The following is a 17,867-nucleotide window of genomic DNA, read 5'->3' as shown; positions in this document are numbered from 1 at the left end:
CTGATCATCGAACCCACCACGCAGCGCGCCACCCGCACCGAAGCCGAAGGCCGCGAGGTTTACGGCCGCATGCAGCGCTTTGGCGAAACCCTGCAGGCGCAGGGCAAGCTGAAGGCGGTGGAGTCACTGGCCTCGCAGGCGAGCGCGGTGCGCGTGTCCACCACCGGAGGGCAGGCGAAAGTGATGGACGGCCCGTTTGCCGAGGCCAAGGAAATGGTGGGTGGCTTTTTCCTGCTGGACTGCGCCAGCCTCGATGAAGCGGTGGCCATTGCTCGCGAGTGTCCGGCGGCCGAGTGGGCCACGGTGGAAGTGCGGGCCGTTGGTCCGTGCTACGACGAAAGCCGGGCCTGATTCCGGAGGGCTTTTTGCACGGCTTGTCGAAATCGCCGTGGCTGGATCGTCGTGCGGGTTGAAGCCATGTCACCACCCCAACCCACCAGGAGAAGCCCATGCGATTCATGATCATCGTCAAGTCCTGCGACGAGTTCGAAGCCGAGACCAACCCCGCGCCCGATGAAGCGCTCATGGCCGAGATGGTGCGCTACCACGAGGAGCTGGCCCAGGCCGGCGTGCTGCTCGACGGCTCGGGCCTGCACCCCAGCCGCAAGGGCTGGCGCGTGCATTACAGCGCCGACGGTGGCAAGCGCGTTGTCGACGGTCCGTTTGCCGAGGCCAAGGAACTCATCGCCGGCTACACCCTCATCCAGGTGCGCTCGCGCGAGGAAGCCCTGGAGTGGAGCCGCCGTTTCCCCAACCCCGCCGGCCGGGGCAAGGACGCCGTGATCGAGCTGCGCCAGCTCTACGAAATGGAAGACTTCCCGCCCAGCCAGCCGTTGGAGGATTTCAAGAAGCTCGACGCCATGCAAGGCAACAAACCCTGAGGAGACCCGCCATGACGACGCAACACTTCGAGACCCTCATCCAGGCCCCGCGCGAGCGCGTCTGGACCACCATGCTTCAGTCGCCCACCTACGAGCAGTGGACCAGTGCCTTTTGCGAAGGTTCGCGGTTCGAGGGCTCCTGGAAGCAGGGCGACGTGATCCGCTTCCTGGACCCGTCCGGCAACGGCATGGTGTCCGAGATTGCCGAACACCGCCCCGCCGAATTCGTGTCCATCCGTCACCTGGGCTTTATCGAGAACGGCAAGGAAGACACCACCAGCGACGCGGTGCGCGCCTGGGCGCCCTGCCATGAGAACTACACCTTCACCGACGAGGGTGGCGGCACCCGTGTCAAGGTGGACACCGATGTGTTCGGCGGGTACGAGGAGATGATGGCCAGAGTCTGGCCGCAAGCTCTGGAAAGCCTCAAGAAACTGTGCGAAGGCACGAACTGAAACCACGACAGGAGAGCCATCATGCTGCGTCAGATATTCGTCAACCTGCCCATCAAGGACATGGCCCGTTCGCAGGCTTTCTTCCAGGCCCTGGGCCTCACGTTCAACAAGCGGTTCACCAACGAGCAGGGCGCCTGCCTGGAGATCGCACCGAACATCCACGCGATGCTGCTGGTGGAGCCGTTCTTCCAGGGCTTCACCAAACTGCCCATCGCCGATGCGAAGAAGACCACCGAGGTGCTGATCGCGCTGTCGGTCGACAGCCGCGCCGAGGTGGACGAACTCGTGGCCAAGGCGGTGGCCGCCGGCGCCACCACGCCCAATGCGCCGATGGACCACGGCTTCATGGTCCAGCATGGCTTTGCCGATCTGGACGGTCATCAATGGGAGGTGTTCTGGATGGACGAAAGCGCTGCACCGGCGCAGATGTGACGATGCGGATGTAGATTCCGGCCCATGCATTCCGGTGTTCACCAAGCCATCGCCACCGTCTGGCGCCTCGAGTCCGCACGCATCACGGCGCACGTGGCGCGCGTGGTGCGCGACGTGGGCGTGGCCGAAGAGCTGGCGCAGGACGCGCTGCTGGCCGCGCTCGAACACTGGCCCACGCAAGGCGTGCCGGACAACCCCGCCGCCTGGCTCATGACCACCGCCAAGCGCCGCGCCCTCGACCACCTGCGCCACCGCCAGATGGCCGAGGCGAGGCACGAGGACATCGCCGCCGACCTCGAAGCCCTGGGCGCCGACCACGTGCCCGATTTCGTGGATGCGCTCGACGAAGCCCGGCAGGACGACATCGGCGATGACCTGCTGCGTCTGGTGTTCACCGCCTGCCACCCGGTACTCTCGACCGATGCACGCGTGGCCCTCACGCTCAAGCTGCTGGGTGGCCTCACCACGCACGAGATCGCGCGCGCCTTCCTCGTGCCCGAGGCCACCATCGCACAGCGCATCGTGCGCGCCAAGAAGACGCTGAGCGAGGCCGGCGTGCCCTACGAGGTGCCACGCGGTGAAGCGCTGGGTGAACGCCTGGCCTCCGTGCTGGAGGTGGTGTACCTGGTGTTCAACGAGGGCTACACCGCCACCAGCGGCGGCGACTGGATGCGCCCGGCCCTGTGCGACGAGGCCTTGCGCCTGGGCCGCATGCTCGCCGGCATTGCACCGCAGCAGGCCGAGGTGCACGGCCTGCTCGCGCTGATGGAAATACAGGCCTCGCGGGCCAGCGCCCGCACCGACGCGCAAGGCCGCCCGGTGCTGCTGGCCGCTCAAGACCGCAGCCGCTGGGATGCCCTGCTCATCCACCGCGGTCTGGCCGCGTTGGTGCGCGCAGAAGCGCTGGCGCCGGCGGCTGGGTCTTATCAGTTGCAGGCGGCCATTGCCGCCTGCCATGCCCGCGCGGTCCACGCGCAGGACACCGACTGGGCGCGCATCGCCTCCCTCTACAGCGAGCTGGCGAGGGTGGCGCCTTCCCCCGTGGTGGATCTCAACCGAGCGGTGGCCGTGGCCATGCACGCAGGCCCTGCGGCGGGGCTCGCCCTGGTGGACACCCTGCGGGACAACAAGGCCTTGCGCAACTACCACTGGCTGCCCGCCGTGCGCGGGGACCTGCTGGCCCAGCTGGGGCGGCGGGCCGAGGCCTGCGCCGAGTTCGAACGCGCGGCCGCCCTCGCCGGCAACGAGCGGGAGCGAACTTTCCTGCTGGAACGGGCCGACAGCTTGCGCTGATCTGTGGTCCTTTTGCACGGGTGTAAGCCCTCATGGCGTGTCGCGCACGCGCCAGCCACACTGGGCGCAAAAAACGAGCGTCCATGGAACCCCAACCCACCACACGCACCGAAACCGACACGCTCGTCATCGGTGCCGGGCCCGCCGGACTGGCCACGGCGGCCTGCCTGGCACAGTGCGGCACCCGGGCACTGGTGATCGATCAGGCGCACGAGGTGGCATCCAGCTGGCGCCACCACTACGAGCGCCTGCACCTGCACACCGTCAAGACCCATTCGGCGCTCCCCGGTCTGCCGTTTCCCGACAGCGCACCCCGTTATGTGTCGCGCCAGGGCGTGGTGGACTACCTCACCCGATACGCCGATCGCCACGGCATCGAGCCCGAGCTCGGCGAAACCGTGGTGAGCATCGAACCCGCACCCCGACACGCGGGCTGGCTCACACGCACCGCAAGCGGGCGGCTGATCGCCTCACGGCAGGTGGTGGTGGCCACCGGCGCCAACCGGCGCCCGCGCGTGCCCACGCTGCCGCACCAGGCGCTTTTTGGTGGGCGCGTGCTGCACAGCCGCGAGTACCGCAACGCCAGGCCGTTTGCCGGTCAGCGCGTGCTGGTGGTGGGCATGGGCAACACCGGTGCCGAGATCGCGCTGGACTTGGTGGAACACGGCGTGCGCGCTGCGCTCTCGGTGCGCTCGCCACTCAACATCGTGTACCGCGACGTGCTGGGGCGGCCCACCCAGCTCTCCAGCATCCTGCTCAGCCGGCTGCCGACCGCCCTGGGCGATGCGGCAGCCACGCTGCTGCGCAACCTGACTGTGGGCGACCTCGGTCGCTACGGCCTGCACACCGCCGCCGTCTCACCGCTGCGCCAGTTGCGCGAAGACGGCAAGACGCCGGTGATCGATGTCGGCACGGTCGCACGCGTCAAAAACGGTGACATCCTGGTCTACCCCGGCATCCAGACCTTGCTGCACGGGGGTGTGCGCTTCACCGACGGCACCGAGCATCCGTTCGACGCGGTGTTGCTGGCCACCGGCTTTGAGGCGGCCCTGAGCGAACTGTTTCCCGCCACGCCCCTGCCGCTGGACGCACGCGGCATGCCCGCCGACGTGGTGGGGCAGGGCGCGCTCGCCGGGGTGTACTTCGTCGGCTTCGACGTGCGCCAGCCCGGTGGGCTGTTGCGCTCGATCGCCGCCCAGGCGCAGACTGTGGCGCAGCACATCTGCCCTGCCGAAGGTGTGAGCAGCAACACGCCCGCGCCGGTTCATCCCATTTGAAAGCGACCCCCGCATGCCCAGTTCCGACACCCTCGAACGTTTCATTGCCTTGGTGGAGAGCAACGCGCACGACCAGGCGATCGAAGACTTTTACGCGCCGCACGCCTCCATGCAGGAGAACCAGGCCCCGCCACGCGTGGGCCGTGACCAGTTGGTGGCCGGCGAGCGCAAGGTGATGGCGCGCGCGACCGCCATCGAATCGCGTTGCGTGCGCCCGGCCCTAGTGAACGGTGACCACGTGGTGATTCGCTGGGTGTTCCGCTTCGTCTGGCAGGACGACTCGGTCACCGAGATGGAAGAGCTGGCCTGGCAACGCTGGGAAGGCGAGCGCATCGTGGCGGAGCAGTTCTTCTACGACCCGGCGCAGCGCACGCCCCAGCCACCCCCGGGCGCTGCCACATGAGCTCGGAGAATCCTCCGCTGGAGTTCCTCGTCATCTCGCGCGGCCAGTGGGACGCCGACAAATCGCCCGAAGAGATTCAGGCCGCGATCGACCGCTTTTACGAGTGGCACGGCGAGATGGTGGCCCAGGGCGTGATGCGCTCCGGGCAGCGCCTGGCGCGTGAAGGCAAGCTGGTCTCGCGCGAGCGCATCATCGACGGCCCGTTTGCCGAGGCCAAGGAAGTGGTCGGCGGTTTCTGGTTCATCCGCGCGAACAGCCTGGAAGAGGCCGCGCGCATCTCGGCCGACAACCCCTGCCTGGCCTGCGGCCTCGAGTACGAGGTCCGGCCCTTCGAGCATGTGCGGGCCAGTGCGTTCGCGCTGACGAGCGAGACGCCCGGTCAGCCTCAGCGCTGACCGATCTTCACGTCGCCGAACAGCTGGCTCATGCCGCGCGGCTGGCTGCGCCAGTACTGCGGTGGGGCATCCACCTGTGCGCCGAGTTTCGCGGCGGCGTGCCAGGGCCAGCGCGGGTCGAACAGCATGGCGCGCGCCATGGCCACCAGATCGGCGTGGCCGCTTGCGATGATCTCTTCGGCCTGCTCGGGCTCGGTCACCAGGCCCACGGCGATGGTGGGCAGGCCCACCTCGCGCTTGACCTGCTCGGCCAGCGGCACCTGGTAGTTGGGGCCCAGCGGAATCTGCTGCTGCGGCGAGATGCCGGCGCTGGAGACGTGCATGAAGTGACAACCGCGCGCCTTGAGCTCAAGGCCGAAGGCCACGCTTTGCTGAGCGTCCCAGCCACCGTCCACCCAGTCGGTGCCCGACAGGCGCATGCCCAGCGCCATGCTGGCCGGCAGCGCGGCGCTCACCGCGTCGAACACCGCCAGCGGGAAGCGCATGCGGTTCTCCAGCGAGCCGCCGTATTCGTCGGTGCGCTGGTTGGAGATGGGCGAGAGAAACTGGTGCAACAGGTAGCCGTGGGCCGCGTGCAGCTCGATGGCGTCGATGCCGATGCGCTGGGCGCGCAGGGCCGCGTCCACAAACGCTTGCTTGATGCGCTCCAGACCCGACGCATCGAGCGCGTGCGGCGGTGTCTCGTGCGTGAGGTGGGGAATGGCCGAGGGCGCCAGTGTCTCCCAGCCACCGTCGTCGGGCGCGATGAGCTGGCCGCCTTCCCACGGCGCACGGCTGGAAGCCTTGCGCCCCGCGTGCGAGAGCTGGATGGCGATCGGCATGGACGAGTGCTGGCGCACCTTGCGCAGCACCTCGCCCAGCGCGTGTTCGTTCGCCTCGTTCCACAGACCCAGGTCGGTGGGTGAGATGCGGCCTTCGGGCGTGACCGCCGTGGCCTCCAGGATCAGCAGACCCGCGCCCGAGAGCGCGAGGTGGCCGAGGTGGATCAAATGCCAGTCGGTGGCGTTGCCGTGCTCGGCCGAGTACTGGCACATGGGCGCGATCACGATCCGGTTTTTCAACAACAGCGGGCCGAGGGCGAAAGGAGAAAACAGCTGACTCACGGAGGTTCCTTGAAAAGCGGTGGGTGTGTGGGATGCGATGCGTTCAGGCGCTGCCCGCCGTGTCGAACCTCAGATGCTCACGCACCCAGTTGGCCGCGTTGGCATAGACCTCGCCTCGCGCGCCCACGGCCACATAGTCGGGGTGGCGCACTTCGAGAGGGCCTTCCAGCGTGGCCAGCAAGGCCACGGTGTCGGGCGGCACCTGCACCAGACGGCTGCGCTCCACCTTGCGGTAACGCCCCGCGCCGGCGGCTTCGTAAGTGCGTTCGAACAGATCTTTCTTGATCGGATAGGCCGTGCCGTCGTCCAGCATCACCACCCAGTCCAGGTTCGGGTCGGCCGTGAGCTCGCCCCAGGCCACCGAGAAGGTCTCGGTGCCCCGCGGTTCGCGGATCGCCACCGTGAAGCGGCGCGAGGCGCTGCGCAGTGCGCCCCAGGTGGTGGGGATCTCGCTGGCATGGCCGATGGATATGCGTTGTTCCTGCATGGCTCAGCGTTGTGCGGGTTCGTCGATGATCTGGAACGAGAGGCCTGCGCGCTCCTGCAGCCGGCGCACCAGCGTCAGGCCCATGGCCGCACCAGGCGTCCACACGCCGCCGGGCGTCATGTCGGGGTCGATCTCGCGCGACAGGCACAGCGCAGTTTCACTGATGAGTTTGCAGGTGGAGCCGTAGCCCGGGTCGCGGTCGCCCTTCACGCTCGCCCGCAGCCTGCGGCCATCGGCGGTCTGGCCGATGAAGAGCACCTCGTAGCGACCCTTTTCTCGCTGCTCCTTCGTCGGGCCCTGGCCGGGCTGCGGCAATGCGAAGCGGCGGATGAGCGCGCGCGTGGGGCCAAAGGCCAGCAGCGCGTTCTGCACCCGCGTGTTGCGTGCCAGGGCCTTGGCACGTTTCTCCCCACCCCCACCGCCACCGGTGAGCATGCGTTCGCTGTAGACGAAGTCGGCGCCCCACGGGTGGCCGCGCAGCGCGTGGGTGCGGTGCACGTTCTTGGTGTTGATGGGCGCCATCACGAACGGGCCGGTCCACGACTGCGCGAGCTCGTCCCAGGCGGCTGTGTGGTCGTCGGGCTGCTTCGGACCGCGAAAACCCGGTGTGAGCGCAAACGGATCGGCCAGCGTGCGCGCCAGCGTCGGGTCGCGCCCGGCGGTCTCCAGCGTGGCCAGCAGGCTGGCCGCCGTGCCCCCGGAGAAACCGCCCTTCATCACCTTCACCCGGCCATGCACGCGCACCAGCGGCGCGCCCAGGCGCTGCATCGCTTCGTGCTGCAGGTAGACCACGCCGAGGTCGAACGGAATCGAATCGAAACCGCACGAGAACACGATGCGCGCGCCGCTGACCGCCGCCGGGCCTTGCAGGCGCGGGATCATCTGCGCCATCCAGCCGGGCTCGCCGCACAGGTCCACGTAGTCGGTGCCGGCCTGCGCGCAGGCGTCCACCAGCGGCTGGCCGTGCTTCTGGTACGGCCCCACGGTGGTGATGACCACGCGGGCCTGCGCCACCAGCCGGGCGAGTGCCTGCAGGTCGTTCGCGTCGGCCACCAGCAGGGGCAGTGAGGGGCTGATGCCGAGCGCGTCGCGCACCTGGGTCAACTTCGCCTGGCTGCGACCGGCCATGGCCCAGGCCACGCCGCGTCCCACGCCGCAGGTGTTGTTCAGGTACTCGGCCACCAGCCGGCCGGTGAAGCCGGTGGCGCCAAACACGATGATGTCGAAGGCTTTGTCCATGCGGCATGGTCGCAGAAACGCGGGCGCACATGGTCTCCATCAGGGTATGCACGGGGCCCCGATGTCGAGCCGGAGACAGCTGCTCACATTTTCACAAAGCAAGTGCTTGTTGAAATTCAGCCGCGCTGATATGGTCTGCGTCCATGAACCTGGACATTCCCGAACCCCTGGCCCCTGAAGCGGGCAGCGAGGCACCGCGTCGCTCGCGGGGGCGGCCGCGCAAGACGGCCGATGAGCGCGACGGCGGCAACCGGCGCCAGGAGCTGATCACGGGCGCTGCGCGCCTGTTTCGGACGCAGGGTTTTGCCGGTACCAGCACGCGCGACATCGCCACCGCCGTGGGCATGCGCTCGGGCTCGCCTTTCTACCATTTCGAGAGCAAGGAAGCCCTGCTGGCCGCGGTGATGCTGGAGGGCATGAAAGGTGCGCTGCAGCGGCAGAACGCTGCTCTCGCAGGCCTGCCGCCGACCGCCGACGTGCGCGAGCGCATGAGGGTGCTGGTGCGCAACCACTTCGACGCCTTGCTCGGGCCGGACAGCGACTTCATTCCCGTGATGTTGTACGAATGGCGCTCGCTGGACGCCACGCAGCGCAGCGAGGTCAACCGCCTCAAGGGCGAGTACGAAGCCGCCTGGGTGCCGGTGTTCAAGGCGCTGCACGCCACCCATCAGTTGGCGGGCGACCCCGTGCTGGCCCGCCTCATGATCTTTGGCGCGCTCAACTGGTCGGTGCAGTGGTACGCACCGCCTTCGGGACGCAGCGCCAAGACCCGCGCGCGCGCCTCGCTCGACGACCTCACCACCTCGGCCTTGCAACTCTTTCTGAAGGAACCGGCATGACCACCCCATCCACCACCGGTCACAAGCACTACCGCTCCGCCTTCGCCCCCGGCCTGCTGCATGGCCGGGTGATCGTGGTCACCGGCGGCGGCTCGGGCATCGGCCGTTGCACCGCGCACGAACTCGCCAGCCTGGGTGCCCACGTGGTGCTGATCGGGCGCAACCTGGAGAAGCTGCAGGACACGGCCGGGGAGATCGTGGCCGACGGCGGGCGTGCAAGCTTTCACGCCTGCGACATCCGCCAGGAAGACGTGGTGCGCACCGTGGTCACCGCCATCGTCGGCGCGCACGGTCGCATCGACGGATTGGTGAACAACGCGGGCGGCCAGTACATCACGCCGCTGGAGAACATCAGCGCCAAGGGCTGGCAGGCGGTGATCGACACCAACCTCACCGGCGGCTTTCTGATGGCGCGCGAGTGTTATGTGCAGAGCATGCAGGCGCAGGGCGGCGCCATCGTCAACATCGTGGCCGACATGTGGGGCTCCATGCCCGGCATGGGGCACAGCGGCGCGGCGCGTGCGGGCATGGTGAACTTCACCGAGACAGCGGCGCTGGAGTGGGCGCGCAGCGGTGTGCGCGTGAACGCGGTGGCGCCAGGTTACATCGCTTCCAGCGGCATGGACCACTACCCGCCCGAGGCCGGCCCCATGTTGCGCGAGATGCGCGAAACGGTGCCGGCAGGGCGCTTCGGCAACGAAGCCGAGACCTCGGCCGCCATCGTCTTTTTGCTGAGCCCCGCCGCGAGCTTCATCAGCGGCAGCGTGCTGCGTGTGGACGGTGCCCGCCCGCAGGTGCGCATGGGCTGGGGCCAGGTGGCCGCCCCCGTGGCCGTGCAAGACCGCGACGCGGTGAAACCCTTCGACGGCTTCCACCGCTACGTGACGCCCAAGGTGTTCCAGGAATGAAAACACGTCCCTTCGCCTTGAGCCGATATCCGTTCGCCCTGAGCTTGTCGAAGGGCTTACCAACACCTGGGCCGGGGCTTCGATCCTTCGACAAGCTCAGGATGAGCGGATTTCAGACCGAACGGACATGGGCTCAGCCCGAACGAAGATTTGCTCAGCCCGAACGGAGATCGGTGGATTCCTATGTTTGAGTCGTCTTTCAACCCCCAGAGTCCGCAAGCCTTGCAACGGCGCGACGCCATGCTCGCGCGCATCGCTCAACTGCGCGCGCTCGAAGACCGCGCTGCGCAGACCTCTGCCAGATCCAAGGCCGTGTTCGACAAACGCGGCCAGCTGCTGCCGCGCGAGCGCGTGGCACTCTTGCTGGACCCCGGCGCGCCGTACCTGCCGCTGTGTTCGCTCGCCGGCTTTCTGCAGGACACCAAAGACCCCGAGAAGTCGGTGCCTGGTGGCGGCATGGTCGCGGGCATCGGCTTCATTGCCGGTGTGCGCTGCATGGTGGTGGCGAGCGATTCGGGCATCGACGCCGGCGCCATCCAGCCGCGCGGGCTGGAGAAGATCCTGCGCGTGCAGGACATCGCGCTGCAGAACAAGCTGCCCTTCGTGCACTTGGTGGAGAGCGCCGGTGCCAACCTCATGAAGTACAAAGTCGAGGGCTTCGTGCACGGTGGCGCGCTGTTTCGCAACCTCGCGCGCCACTCGGCCGCCGGCCTGCCGGTGATCACGGTGCAGCACGGCTCGGGCACGGCGGGTGGGGCCTACATGCCGGGCTTGAGCGACATCGTGATCATGGTGCGAGGGCGTTCACGCGCGTTCCTGGCCGGGCCGCCGCTGCTCATGGCCGCGACCGGCGAGGTGGCGACCGAAGAGGAGCTGGGTGGGGCGGAGATGCACACCGGTGTGTCGGGCCTGGGAGAGTATCTGGCTGAGGATGACCGGGAGGCGCTGGGGATTGCGCGGCGCATCCTGGGGACCCTCACCCCGACCCTCTCCCGCATGCGGGAGAGGGGGCAAGGCACGCGCGTCGGAGAAGTTGTCTTACCCCCTCTCCCGCTCGCGGGAGAGGGCAGGGGTGAGGGTGCCCCCGACCCCACCTTCCCCCCCGAAGAACTCCTCGCCCTCATGCCCCCGCACCACCGCGAGCCGGTGGACATGCGCGAAGTCATCGCCCGCATCGTCGACGGTTCTGAACTGCTGGAATTCAAAGCGCTTTACGGCGCCGCCACGCTCTGCGTGCAGGCGCGCATCCACGGTCATGCGGTCGGCATCATCAGCAACAACGGCCCGATCGACGTGGCCGGCGCGAACAAGGCCACGCACTTCATCCAGTGGATGTGCCAGCTCGGCCACCCCATCGTCTATTTGCAGAACACCACCGGCTACATGGTGGGCAAGGACAGCGAGCAGGGCGGGATGATCAAGCACGGCAGCAAGATGATCCAGGCCGTGACCAACGCCACCGTGCCGCAGATCACCATCCAGTGCGGGGCGTCGTTTGGCGCGGGCAACTACGGCATGTGCGGGCGCGGCTACGAGCCACGCTTCCTCTTCAGCTGGCCGCAGGCCAAGACCGCCGTGATGGGCGGCGAGCAGGCCGCGCGCACGATGCAGATCGTGGCCGAGGCGGGCATGGCGCGCAAAGGCATCACGCCCGACCCGGTGCAGATGCAGGCCCAGTTCGACCAGATCGTCAACGTGTTCGAAAGCCAGGCCGACGCCTTCCACACCAGCGGCCTGGTGCTCGACGACGGCGTGATCGACCCCCGCGACACCCGCGCGGTCCTCGCCTTCTGCCTGGACACCTGTGCCGAGGCGGCCGCGCGCGAACCGCGGCGCATGCAGTTCGGCGTGGCCCGCATGTAGCAATGTCCGTTCGGGCTGAGCCTGTCGAAGCCTTCGCCAACATCTTGGTGAACCCTTCGACAAGCTCAGGGCGAACGGAGTGAATGGTTCAACGACAAGGAGACAAAAATGCAGTTCACCCATGAGCACCGCGAAGTCCAGAAGACGCTCAAGCGCTACATCGACGAGCACATCAACCCGCATGTGGACGAGTGGGAGAAGGCCGAGATCTTCCCGGCCCACGAGGTGTTCAAGGGCCTGGGTGACCTGGGCCTGCTGGGCCTGACCAAGCCCGAGGCGCACGGCGGCGCGGGCTTGGACTATTCCTACAGCATGGCCATGGCCGAGACGCTGGGCCACATCGCTTGCGGCGGCGTGCCCATGGCCATCGGCGTGCAGACCGACATGGCCACGCCAGCGCTGGCGCGCTTCGGCAGCGAGGAACTCAAGCGCGACTTCCTGGCGCCCGCGATTGCTGGCGACATGGTCGGCTGCATCGGTGTGAGCGAGCCCGGCGCGGGCAGCGACGTGGCCGCCATCAAGAGCATGGCGCGCAAGGACGGCGACGACTACGTGATCAGCGGCCAGAAGATGTGGATCACCAACAGCCTGCAGGCCGACTGGATGTGCATGCTGGTCAACACCGGCGACGGCCCGGCGCACAAGAACAAGAGCCTGGTGATGGTGCCCATGCGAGAGAACGGCAAGCTGGTGAAGGGCATCGAGGTGGCGCAGAAGATCAAGAAGATCGGCATGAACAGCAGCGACACCGGCCTGATCTATTTCGACGAAGTGCGCGTGCCGCAGAGCAACCGCATCGGCCAGGAAGGCGCGGGCTTCATCTACCAGATGCAGCAGTTCCAGGAAGAGCGCCTGTGGTGCGCGGCCAGCACGCTGCAGAGCCTGACCAACTGCATTGAATGGACGGTGGAGTGGGCACAGGAGCGCAAGCTTTTCGGCGCCAGCCTGGCCGACCAGCAGTGGGTGCAGTTCAAGCTGGCCGAGCTCAAGACCGAGGTGGAGAGCCTGCGGGCGCTGACCTACCTGGCGGTGGAGCACTACGTGGCCGGCGAGGACGTGACCGAGTGGGCGACCATGGCCAAGCTCAAGGCTGGCCGCCTGAACCGCATCGTGCCCGACACCTGCCTGCAGTTCTGGGGCGGCATGGGCTTCACCTGGGAGAACAAGGTCTCGCGCATGTACCGCGACGGGCGCCTGGCTTCCATCGGGGGAGGGGCTGATGAGGTGATGCTGGGGATTCTGAGCAAGATCATGGGCATCGCGAAGAGGCCGGCGAAGTGAGCCAGGCCTTTCTGGTTGAGCGCCAGGGCGACACCGAGCGCTGGACCCTCAACGACCCCACCACCCGCAACGCCCTGAGCGACACCATGGTGCTCGGCCTGTACGAGGCAAGCCTGCGAGCAAAACAGGACGACACCCTGCGCATCGTCGTGCTCACCGGCGCCCCCGGCGCCTTCAGCGCGGGCGGCAGCCTGGGCCATTTCTCCAGCGCCATCGGGCAGCCGCTGCAGCCGGGCGAAAACGACCCGCTGATCGCTCTGAACAAAGGCTTTGGTGATGTGTTGCACGCGCTGTGCGAATTGCCGCAGCTGCTGGTGTGCGCGGTGGATGGCGCGGCCATGGGCGGTGGTTTTGGCCTTGTGTGTTGCGCCGACCACGTCATCGCCACGCTGCGTTCCAGCTTCGCCACACCCGAGGTGACGCTGGGTCTGCCGCCAGCGCAGATCGCGCCCTTTGTGTGGATGCGCCTGGGTGAGGCCGCCGCGCGCCAGTGCTTGCTGCAAGGCCGCATCTACCGCGCGCAAGACGCGCAGGCGCTGGGCCTGGTGGACGAGGTGGTGGCCGACGACGCGCTGGACGCCGCGCTGCGCGACCGCGTGCAGGCTCTGAAGCGCGCTGCACCGGGCGCTGTCGCCAGCACCAAGCGGTTGCTGCAGCGCCTGCGCGGTGATGTGCCCGATCTGCGCGACGAAGCCGCCATCGCATTTGCCAGCGCGCTGCGAGGCCCAGAGGCCGCGGGCGGCCTGGCCGCGTTTGCGAAGAAGCAGCCCGCGCCGTGGGCAGGGACCGAGAAAAAATGAAACGCCTGCTTATCGCCAACCGCGGCGAAATCGCCCGCCGCGTCATCCGCACCGCGCACGCCATGGGCATCGAGACGGTGGCCGTGTTCTCCGAGCCCGATGCCAACGCCCTGCATGTGCGGGAAGCCACCAGCGCGTTTGCACTCGGCGGCACCACCTCGGCCGAGTCGTACCTGCGCGTGGACCGCCTGCTGGACGCGGCGCTCGCCACCAACGCCGACGCGGTGCACCCCGGCTACGGCTTCCTGAGCGAGAACGCCGATTTCGCGCAGGCCGTGATCGACGCCGGTCTCACCTGGGTCGGCCCGCCGCCGGCGGCCATCCGCGCGCTGGGCAGCAAGTCGGCGGCCAAGGCGCTGGCCGTGGCGCAGGGCGTGCCCTGCCTGCCGGGCTACTTCGGTGACGACCAGCGTGAAGACACCTTTGTGGCCGAGGCACAGCGCGTGGGATTTCCGCTCATGGTGAAGGCCGTGGCTGGTGGCGGTGGGCGTGGCATGCGCCTGGTGCGCAGCGCAGACCAACTGCCGCCCGCGCTGAAAGGCGCGCGCTCGGAAGCGCTGGCGGGTTTTGCCAACGGCGACCTGCTGATCGAACGCGCCCTGCTGCGTCCGCGCCACGTGGAGGTGCAGGTGTTTGCCGATGCGCTGGGCCACTGCGTGCACCTGGGCGAGCGCGATTGTTCGGTGCAGCGCCGGCACCAGAAGATCATTGAAGAGGCGCCCAGCCCGGCCGTGTCGCCCGAGCTGCGCGAAGAGCTCGGCCGCTGTGCCGTGGCGCTGGCACAGGCTGCGGGCTATGTGGGGGCAGGGACGGTGGAGTTTCTGGTGGAGGGAGCAAGCCATGGCAACGTTTCGCCGCCGGGCCGCCCCAAGGCGAAACAGCCCCCTGGGGGGGCAGCGACCCACACGCAGTGGGGGAGCGTGGGGGCCTTTTACTTGATGGAGATGAACACGCGGCTGCAGGTGGAGCATCCCGTGACGGAAGCGCTCACAGGTTTGGACCTGGTCGAATGGCAACTCCGCGTCGCACGTGGCGAACCGCTGCCGCTCACGCAAGAGCAGATCACCTTCAAAGGACACGCCATCGAAGTGCGCCTGTGCGCCGAAGACGAGCACTACACACCGCACACCGGCCGTGTGCTGCTGTTTGCCGAGCCGCCCCGGGTGCCCGGCTTGCGGTTTGACCACGCGCTGGAAACCGGCAGCGAAGTCACCCCGCACTTTGATGCCATGCTCGGCAAGCTCATCGTCCACGCACCCACCCGAACGGAGGCGATCGACCGCCTCGCCCACGCGCTGGACCAGACCCGCCTGCTCGGCCTGCCGACCAACCGCGCCTTCCTCGCGGCCTGCCTGCGCCACCCTGTGTTCCATGAAGGCGGCGCGCTCATTCCCTTTCTGGCCGATGAGGGCGACACCATTCGCGCCATGCTGCTGCCCCCTGCCGATGCGGTGCTGGCCAGCGTGCTCGCCGCCGCGTTCGGCGCGCAGCCACCGGCCACCGTGCTGCCATGCCCCTTTGCCCGCCCGCTGCGCTGGCAGCATGGCGAGCAGGTGCTGAACGTGGTGGCGCAGGAACAAGGGCAGGGCGCGCTGCGCGTGAACTGGGGCGAGCGCACGGTGCAGGCCTGCGTGAGCCCGGGCCGCGTGGTCGTTGATGGCGTCACCTGGCCCGTGGCCGCCGTGGCGCTTGGCGCGGGCCGCTGGCAGGTGCAGGCCGGGGCCCACACGCTGGAACTGACCGACCTCAGTCTCGCGCCGCGTGAGAGCGTCGGTGGTGCGTCTGCCGCGCGCGAGCTGCGTGCACCGTTCAACGGCAAGCTCATCGCCGTGCACGCCCAGCCCGGCGCCACCATCGGGAAAGGCGAGCCCTTGCTGGTCATTGAATCCATGAAGCTCGAACACACCCTGGCCGCACCACGCGACGTCACCGTGGACAGCGTTTTGGTGGCTGCTGGCCAGCAGGTGGCGCCGGGGCAACTGCTCATCACCTACGTTGCATGAACACCACCCAAGACTTCACGCCCGAAGACCGAACGGCCCTGCTCGACACCGTGCAGCGTTTCGCCACCCAGGCGATCGCGCCGAACGTGAGCGCGTGGGACGAAGCCGGCGAGTTCCCGCGCGGCCTGCACCACCAGGCGGCAGAGCTCGGTCTGCTCGGCCTGGGCTACCCCGAACACCTGGGCGGCACACCCGCGCCCTGGAGCGTGCGCAACGCCATGTCGCAAACGCTGGCCCGCTTTGGCGGCAGCGGCGGGGTGATGGCCAGCCTCTTCACCCACAACATCGGCCTGCCGCCCGTGCTCGCGCACGGCAGCCCCGAGCTGCAGGCCGATGTGATCCCGCCCGTGCTGCGCGGCGAGCAGATTGCAGCGCTGGGCATCACCGAGCCCGGCGGCGGGTCGGATGTGGCCGCGCTGCGCACCACCGCGCGGCTCGAGGGCGACGGGTACGTGATCGACGGCGAGAAGGTGTTCATCACCTCCGGCATGCGCTGCGACTGGATCACACTGGCGGTGAGAACAGACCCACACAGCAAGGGCGCGTCGGGCATTTCGATGATCGTCGTGCCCTGCAACACCCCCGGCATCTCGCGCAGCAAGCTGCACAAGATGGGCTGGCACTGCAGCGACACCGCCCACCTGCGCTTTGACGGTGTGCGCGTGCCGGCGCGCTACCGCCTCGGCGCCGAGGGCGCAGGGTTTCGCATGATCATGGGCAACTTCAACGGCGAGCGCCTCGCCATGTCGGCCATGGCACTGGGCTTTGCCCAGGCCTGCTTTGATGAAGCCCTGGCCTGGGCCCGCCAGCGCAGCACCTTCGGCGCGCCCCTCATCGAGCGCCAGGTGATCCGCCACAAACTCATGGACATGCAGATGCGCATCCACTCCACCCAGGCCTGGGTGGACGCGCTCGGTGCGCGTGTGGACGCCGGTGATGACGGAGCGGATTGGGTGGCACAGGTGTGCCTCTTGAAGAACCACGCCACCCAGACCATGCAGCACTGCGCCGACGCCGCCGTGCAGATGCTCGGCGCCATGGGCTACATGCGAGGCACCGTGAGCGAGCGCGTTTACCGCGAGGTGAAGGTCATGATGATCGGTGGCGGCGCTGAAGAAATCATGAAAGAACTTGCCGCACGACAATGGGCCCTATGACAAAAACAACAACGATCACCCCACCCGCCGCGGGCGAATTCGAGCCCGAGTTCATCGACGCGCTCAAAGAGCTGTTTGAAGAGAAGATTGTTTTCAACAACGTGCTGGGCCTGAAGATCACCGCCATCACGCCCGAGAAAGTGGCCGGCCGCATCGAGATGAAACCCCAGCTGATCGGCCACTACAGCCACAACCGCATCCACGGCGGCGTCATCAGCGCCTGCCTGGATGCCATGGGCGGCCTGGCCTGCATAGCCGCCATCGGCGCTCGCCACATGGATGAAGAGCCCCTGCAGCGCCTGCAGCGCTTCAGCAAACTCGGCACCATCGACCTGCGCATCGACTACCTGCGTCCCGGCATCGGCGAGCACTTCGAACTCAGGGCCGAAGTCATGCGCCTGGGCTCGCGCGTGGCGAGCACGCGCATGGAATTTCTGGGGGCGGACGGGAAGTTGTTGTCGACGGGAGCAGGGGCCTACATCGTTTCTTGAGATCAGAGGCTCGACGGCAGGATCACGCATCCGGCAGCGTCCCATTCCACCCGGGTGATGCCCGGCTCCAGGGCTTCGAGTCTGTGCATCTCCAGCGTCTGCGCACTGACCTTGCCTTGGCTGGCTCCCCATTGCAGGGCGTGGTCCTTTTGGGACCATTGCTCCACGCTGAACTTGAGGGCTGACGAAATGTGCTGCACCAACTCGTCGATGTCCCAGGGTTTGGTGAGGTAGCGGTACAGGCCGAACTTGTTCACGGCTTCCTGGGCGGTGGCGAAATCCGCGGTTCCCGTCAGGATCATCCGCACGCAGCTGGGCTGGATGTCCGCCGCCAGGAGCAGGAGCTCCATCCCGCCCATGTCGGGCATGCGCAGGTCGCTGACGATGACGTCAAACCGCCGCGCCATCAGTTCGCCGATCGCCGCCTCGCCACTGTTGCAGGTCACGATGTTCACCCGATGGCCAAGAGGGGTGCGCAGCGCACGGTGCAAGGCGCGCGTGATCGGCACTTCGTCATCAACGAGAAGAAGGCTGCCTTGAAGTGCTTGGTTCAACGGATG

The 17,867-nt window shown here is 67.8% G+C and carries 20 protein-coding genes; 16 read left to right on the top strand and 4 right to left on the bottom strand.

All coding sequences use genetic code 11. The features are described 5' to 3' along the window. The 8 genes from IV113_RS09755 to IV113_RS09720 all read left to right on the top strand — a co-directional run. The coding region (locus tag IV113_RS09755) for a YciI family protein (protein ID WP_291083748.1) at positions 1-351 on the top strand (351 nt) is incomplete at its 5' end. A gap of 98 nt (positions 352-449) precedes the next feature. Then, positions 450-881: a YciI family protein gene (locus IV113_RS09750; RefSeq protein WP_291083745.1), complete on the top strand. Its 432-nt coding sequence runs from the start codon at positions 450-452 to the stop codon at positions 879-881. 11 nt (positions 882-892) lie between these two features. After that, positions 893-1,336, top strand: a complete 444-nt coding sequence (locus tag IV113_RS09745; protein WP_291083742.1) for an SRPBCC domain-containing protein — start codon at positions 893-895, stop codon at positions 1,334-1,336. Between the two features lie 21 nt (positions 1,337-1,357). Beyond that, entirely contained in the window at positions 1,358-1,768 is a 411-nt protein-coding gene (locus IV113_RS09740; RefSeq protein WP_291083739.1) for a VOC family protein, read from the top strand. Between the two features lie 24 nt (positions 1,769-1,792). Further along, positions 1,793-3,061 carry a sigma-70 family RNA polymerase sigma factor gene (locus IV113_RS09735; RefSeq protein ID WP_291083735.1) on the top strand — a complete coding sequence of 423 codons (1,269 nt, stop codon included), beginning with the start codon at positions 1,793-1,795 and terminating at the stop codon, positions 3,059-3,061. Between the two features lie 83 nt (positions 3,062-3,144). Then, positions 3,145-4,338, top strand: a complete 1,194-nt coding sequence (locus tag IV113_RS09730; RefSeq protein ID WP_291083732.1) for an NAD(P)/FAD-dependent oxidoreductase — start codon at positions 3,145-3,147, stop codon at positions 4,336-4,338. A 13-nt stretch (positions 4,339-4,351) separates the two neighbouring features. Further along, complete coding sequence (locus IV113_RS09725) at positions 4,352-4,741, top strand: nuclear transport factor 2 family protein (RefSeq protein ID WP_291083729.1); 390 nt, start codon at positions 4,352-4,354, stop codon at positions 4,739-4,741. After that, complete coding sequence (locus IV113_RS09720) at positions 4,738-5,136, top strand: YciI family protein (protein ID WP_291083726.1); 399 nt, start codon at positions 4,738-4,740, stop codon at positions 5,134-5,136. The genes IV113_RS09725 and IV113_RS09720 overlap by 4 nt, the downstream gene beginning before the upstream one ends. Here the strand turns inward: IV113_RS09720 and IV113_RS09715 are convergent. Genes IV113_RS09715 through IV113_RS09705 form a run of 3 tightly spaced genes read right to left on the bottom strand, consistent with a single transcriptional unit; the run spans position 5,127 to position 7,965 of the window. Beyond that, a complete protein-coding gene (locus tag IV113_RS09715) occupies positions 5,127-6,239 on the bottom strand; it encodes an NADH:flavin oxidoreductase/NADH oxidase (protein ID WP_291083722.1) in 1,113 nt (370 codons plus the stop codon). The two genes, IV113_RS09720 and IV113_RS09715, sit on opposite strands and share 10 nt — an antisense overlap. Before the next feature lie 43 nt (positions 6,240-6,282). Beyond that, positions 6,283-6,726 (bottom strand): hypothetical protein, encoded by a 444-nt coding sequence (locus IV113_RS09710; protein ID WP_291083720.1) that lies wholly within the window; start codon positions 6,724-6,726, stop codon positions 6,283-6,285. A 3-nt stretch (positions 6,727-6,729) separates the two neighbouring features. Next, on the bottom strand, positions 6,730-7,965 hold the full coding sequence (locus tag IV113_RS09705; RefSeq protein WP_291083717.1) for a saccharopine dehydrogenase NADP-binding domain-containing protein: 1,236 nt from the start codon (positions 7,963-7,965) through the stop codon (positions 6,730-6,732). A 143-nt stretch (positions 7,966-8,108) separates the two neighbouring features. Here IV113_RS09705 and IV113_RS09700 point away from each other — a divergent pair, with 143 nt between their 5' ends. The 8 genes from IV113_RS09700 (at position 8,109) to IV113_RS09665 (ending at position 17,307) form a co-directional block, all read left to right on the top strand. Next, a complete protein-coding gene (locus IV113_RS09700; protein WP_291083714.1) occupies positions 8,109-8,804 on the top strand; it encodes a TetR/AcrR family transcriptional regulator in 696 nt (231 codons plus the stop codon). Continuing rightward, complete coding sequence (locus IV113_RS09695) at positions 8,801-9,712, top strand: SDR family oxidoreductase (protein ID WP_291083711.1); 912 nt, start codon at positions 8,801-8,803, stop codon at positions 9,710-9,712. The genes IV113_RS09700 and IV113_RS09695 overlap by 4 nt, the downstream gene beginning before the upstream one ends. Before the next feature lie 183 nt (positions 9,713-9,895). Further along, a complete protein-coding gene (locus IV113_RS09690; RefSeq protein ID WP_291083708.1) occupies positions 9,896-11,575 on the top strand; it encodes a carboxyl transferase domain-containing protein in 1,680 nt (559 codons plus the stop codon). 108 nt (positions 11,576-11,683) lie between these two features. After that, complete coding sequence (locus tag IV113_RS09685) at positions 11,684-12,856, top strand: acyl-CoA dehydrogenase family protein (protein ID WP_291083705.1); 1,173 nt, start codon at positions 11,684-11,686, stop codon at positions 12,854-12,856. Continuing rightward, positions 12,853-13,656, top strand: a complete 804-nt coding sequence (locus IV113_RS09680) for an enoyl-CoA hydratase/isomerase family protein (protein ID WP_291083702.1) — start codon at positions 12,853-12,855, stop codon at positions 13,654-13,656. The genes IV113_RS09685 and IV113_RS09680 overlap by 4 nt, the downstream gene beginning before the upstream one ends. After that, entirely contained in the window at positions 13,653-15,659 is a 2,007-nt protein-coding gene (locus IV113_RS09675; RefSeq protein ID WP_291083699.1) for a biotin carboxylase N-terminal domain-containing protein, read from the top strand. Before IV113_RS09680 ends, IV113_RS09675 begins: the two co-directional genes overlap by 4 nt. Then, positions 15,656-16,816: an acyl-CoA dehydrogenase family protein gene (locus tag IV113_RS09670; protein WP_291083696.1), complete on the top strand. Its 1,161-nt coding sequence runs from the start codon at positions 15,656-15,658 to the stop codon at positions 16,814-16,816. The genes IV113_RS09675 and IV113_RS09670 overlap by 4 nt, the downstream gene beginning before the upstream one ends. Then, positions 16,813-17,307, top strand: a complete 495-nt coding sequence (locus tag IV113_RS09665) for a thioesterase family protein (RefSeq protein ID WP_291083694.1) — start codon at positions 16,813-16,815, stop codon at positions 17,305-17,307. Before IV113_RS09670 ends, IV113_RS09665 begins: the two co-directional genes overlap by 4 nt. Before the next feature lie 2 nt (positions 17,308-17,309). Here IV113_RS09665 and IV113_RS09660 read toward each other — a convergent pair whose 3' ends face one another. Next, the gene (locus IV113_RS09660; RefSeq protein WP_291083691.1) at positions 17,310-17,861 is read right to left on the bottom strand and encodes a response regulator; all 552 of its coding nucleotides are present in this window, start codon (positions 17,859-17,861) and stop codon (positions 17,310-17,312) included. Positions 17,862-17,867: the final 6 nt, after the last annotated feature.

Source organism: Hydrogenophaga sp., from assembly GCF_018780385.1.
In the GTDB taxonomy this organism is placed as follows: domain Bacteria; phylum Pseudomonadota; class Gammaproteobacteria; order Burkholderiales; family Burkholderiaceae_C; genus Hydrogenophaga.
Note: the sequence above shows the minus strand (reverse complement) of the source record. Positions and strands in the feature narration are given on the sequence as shown.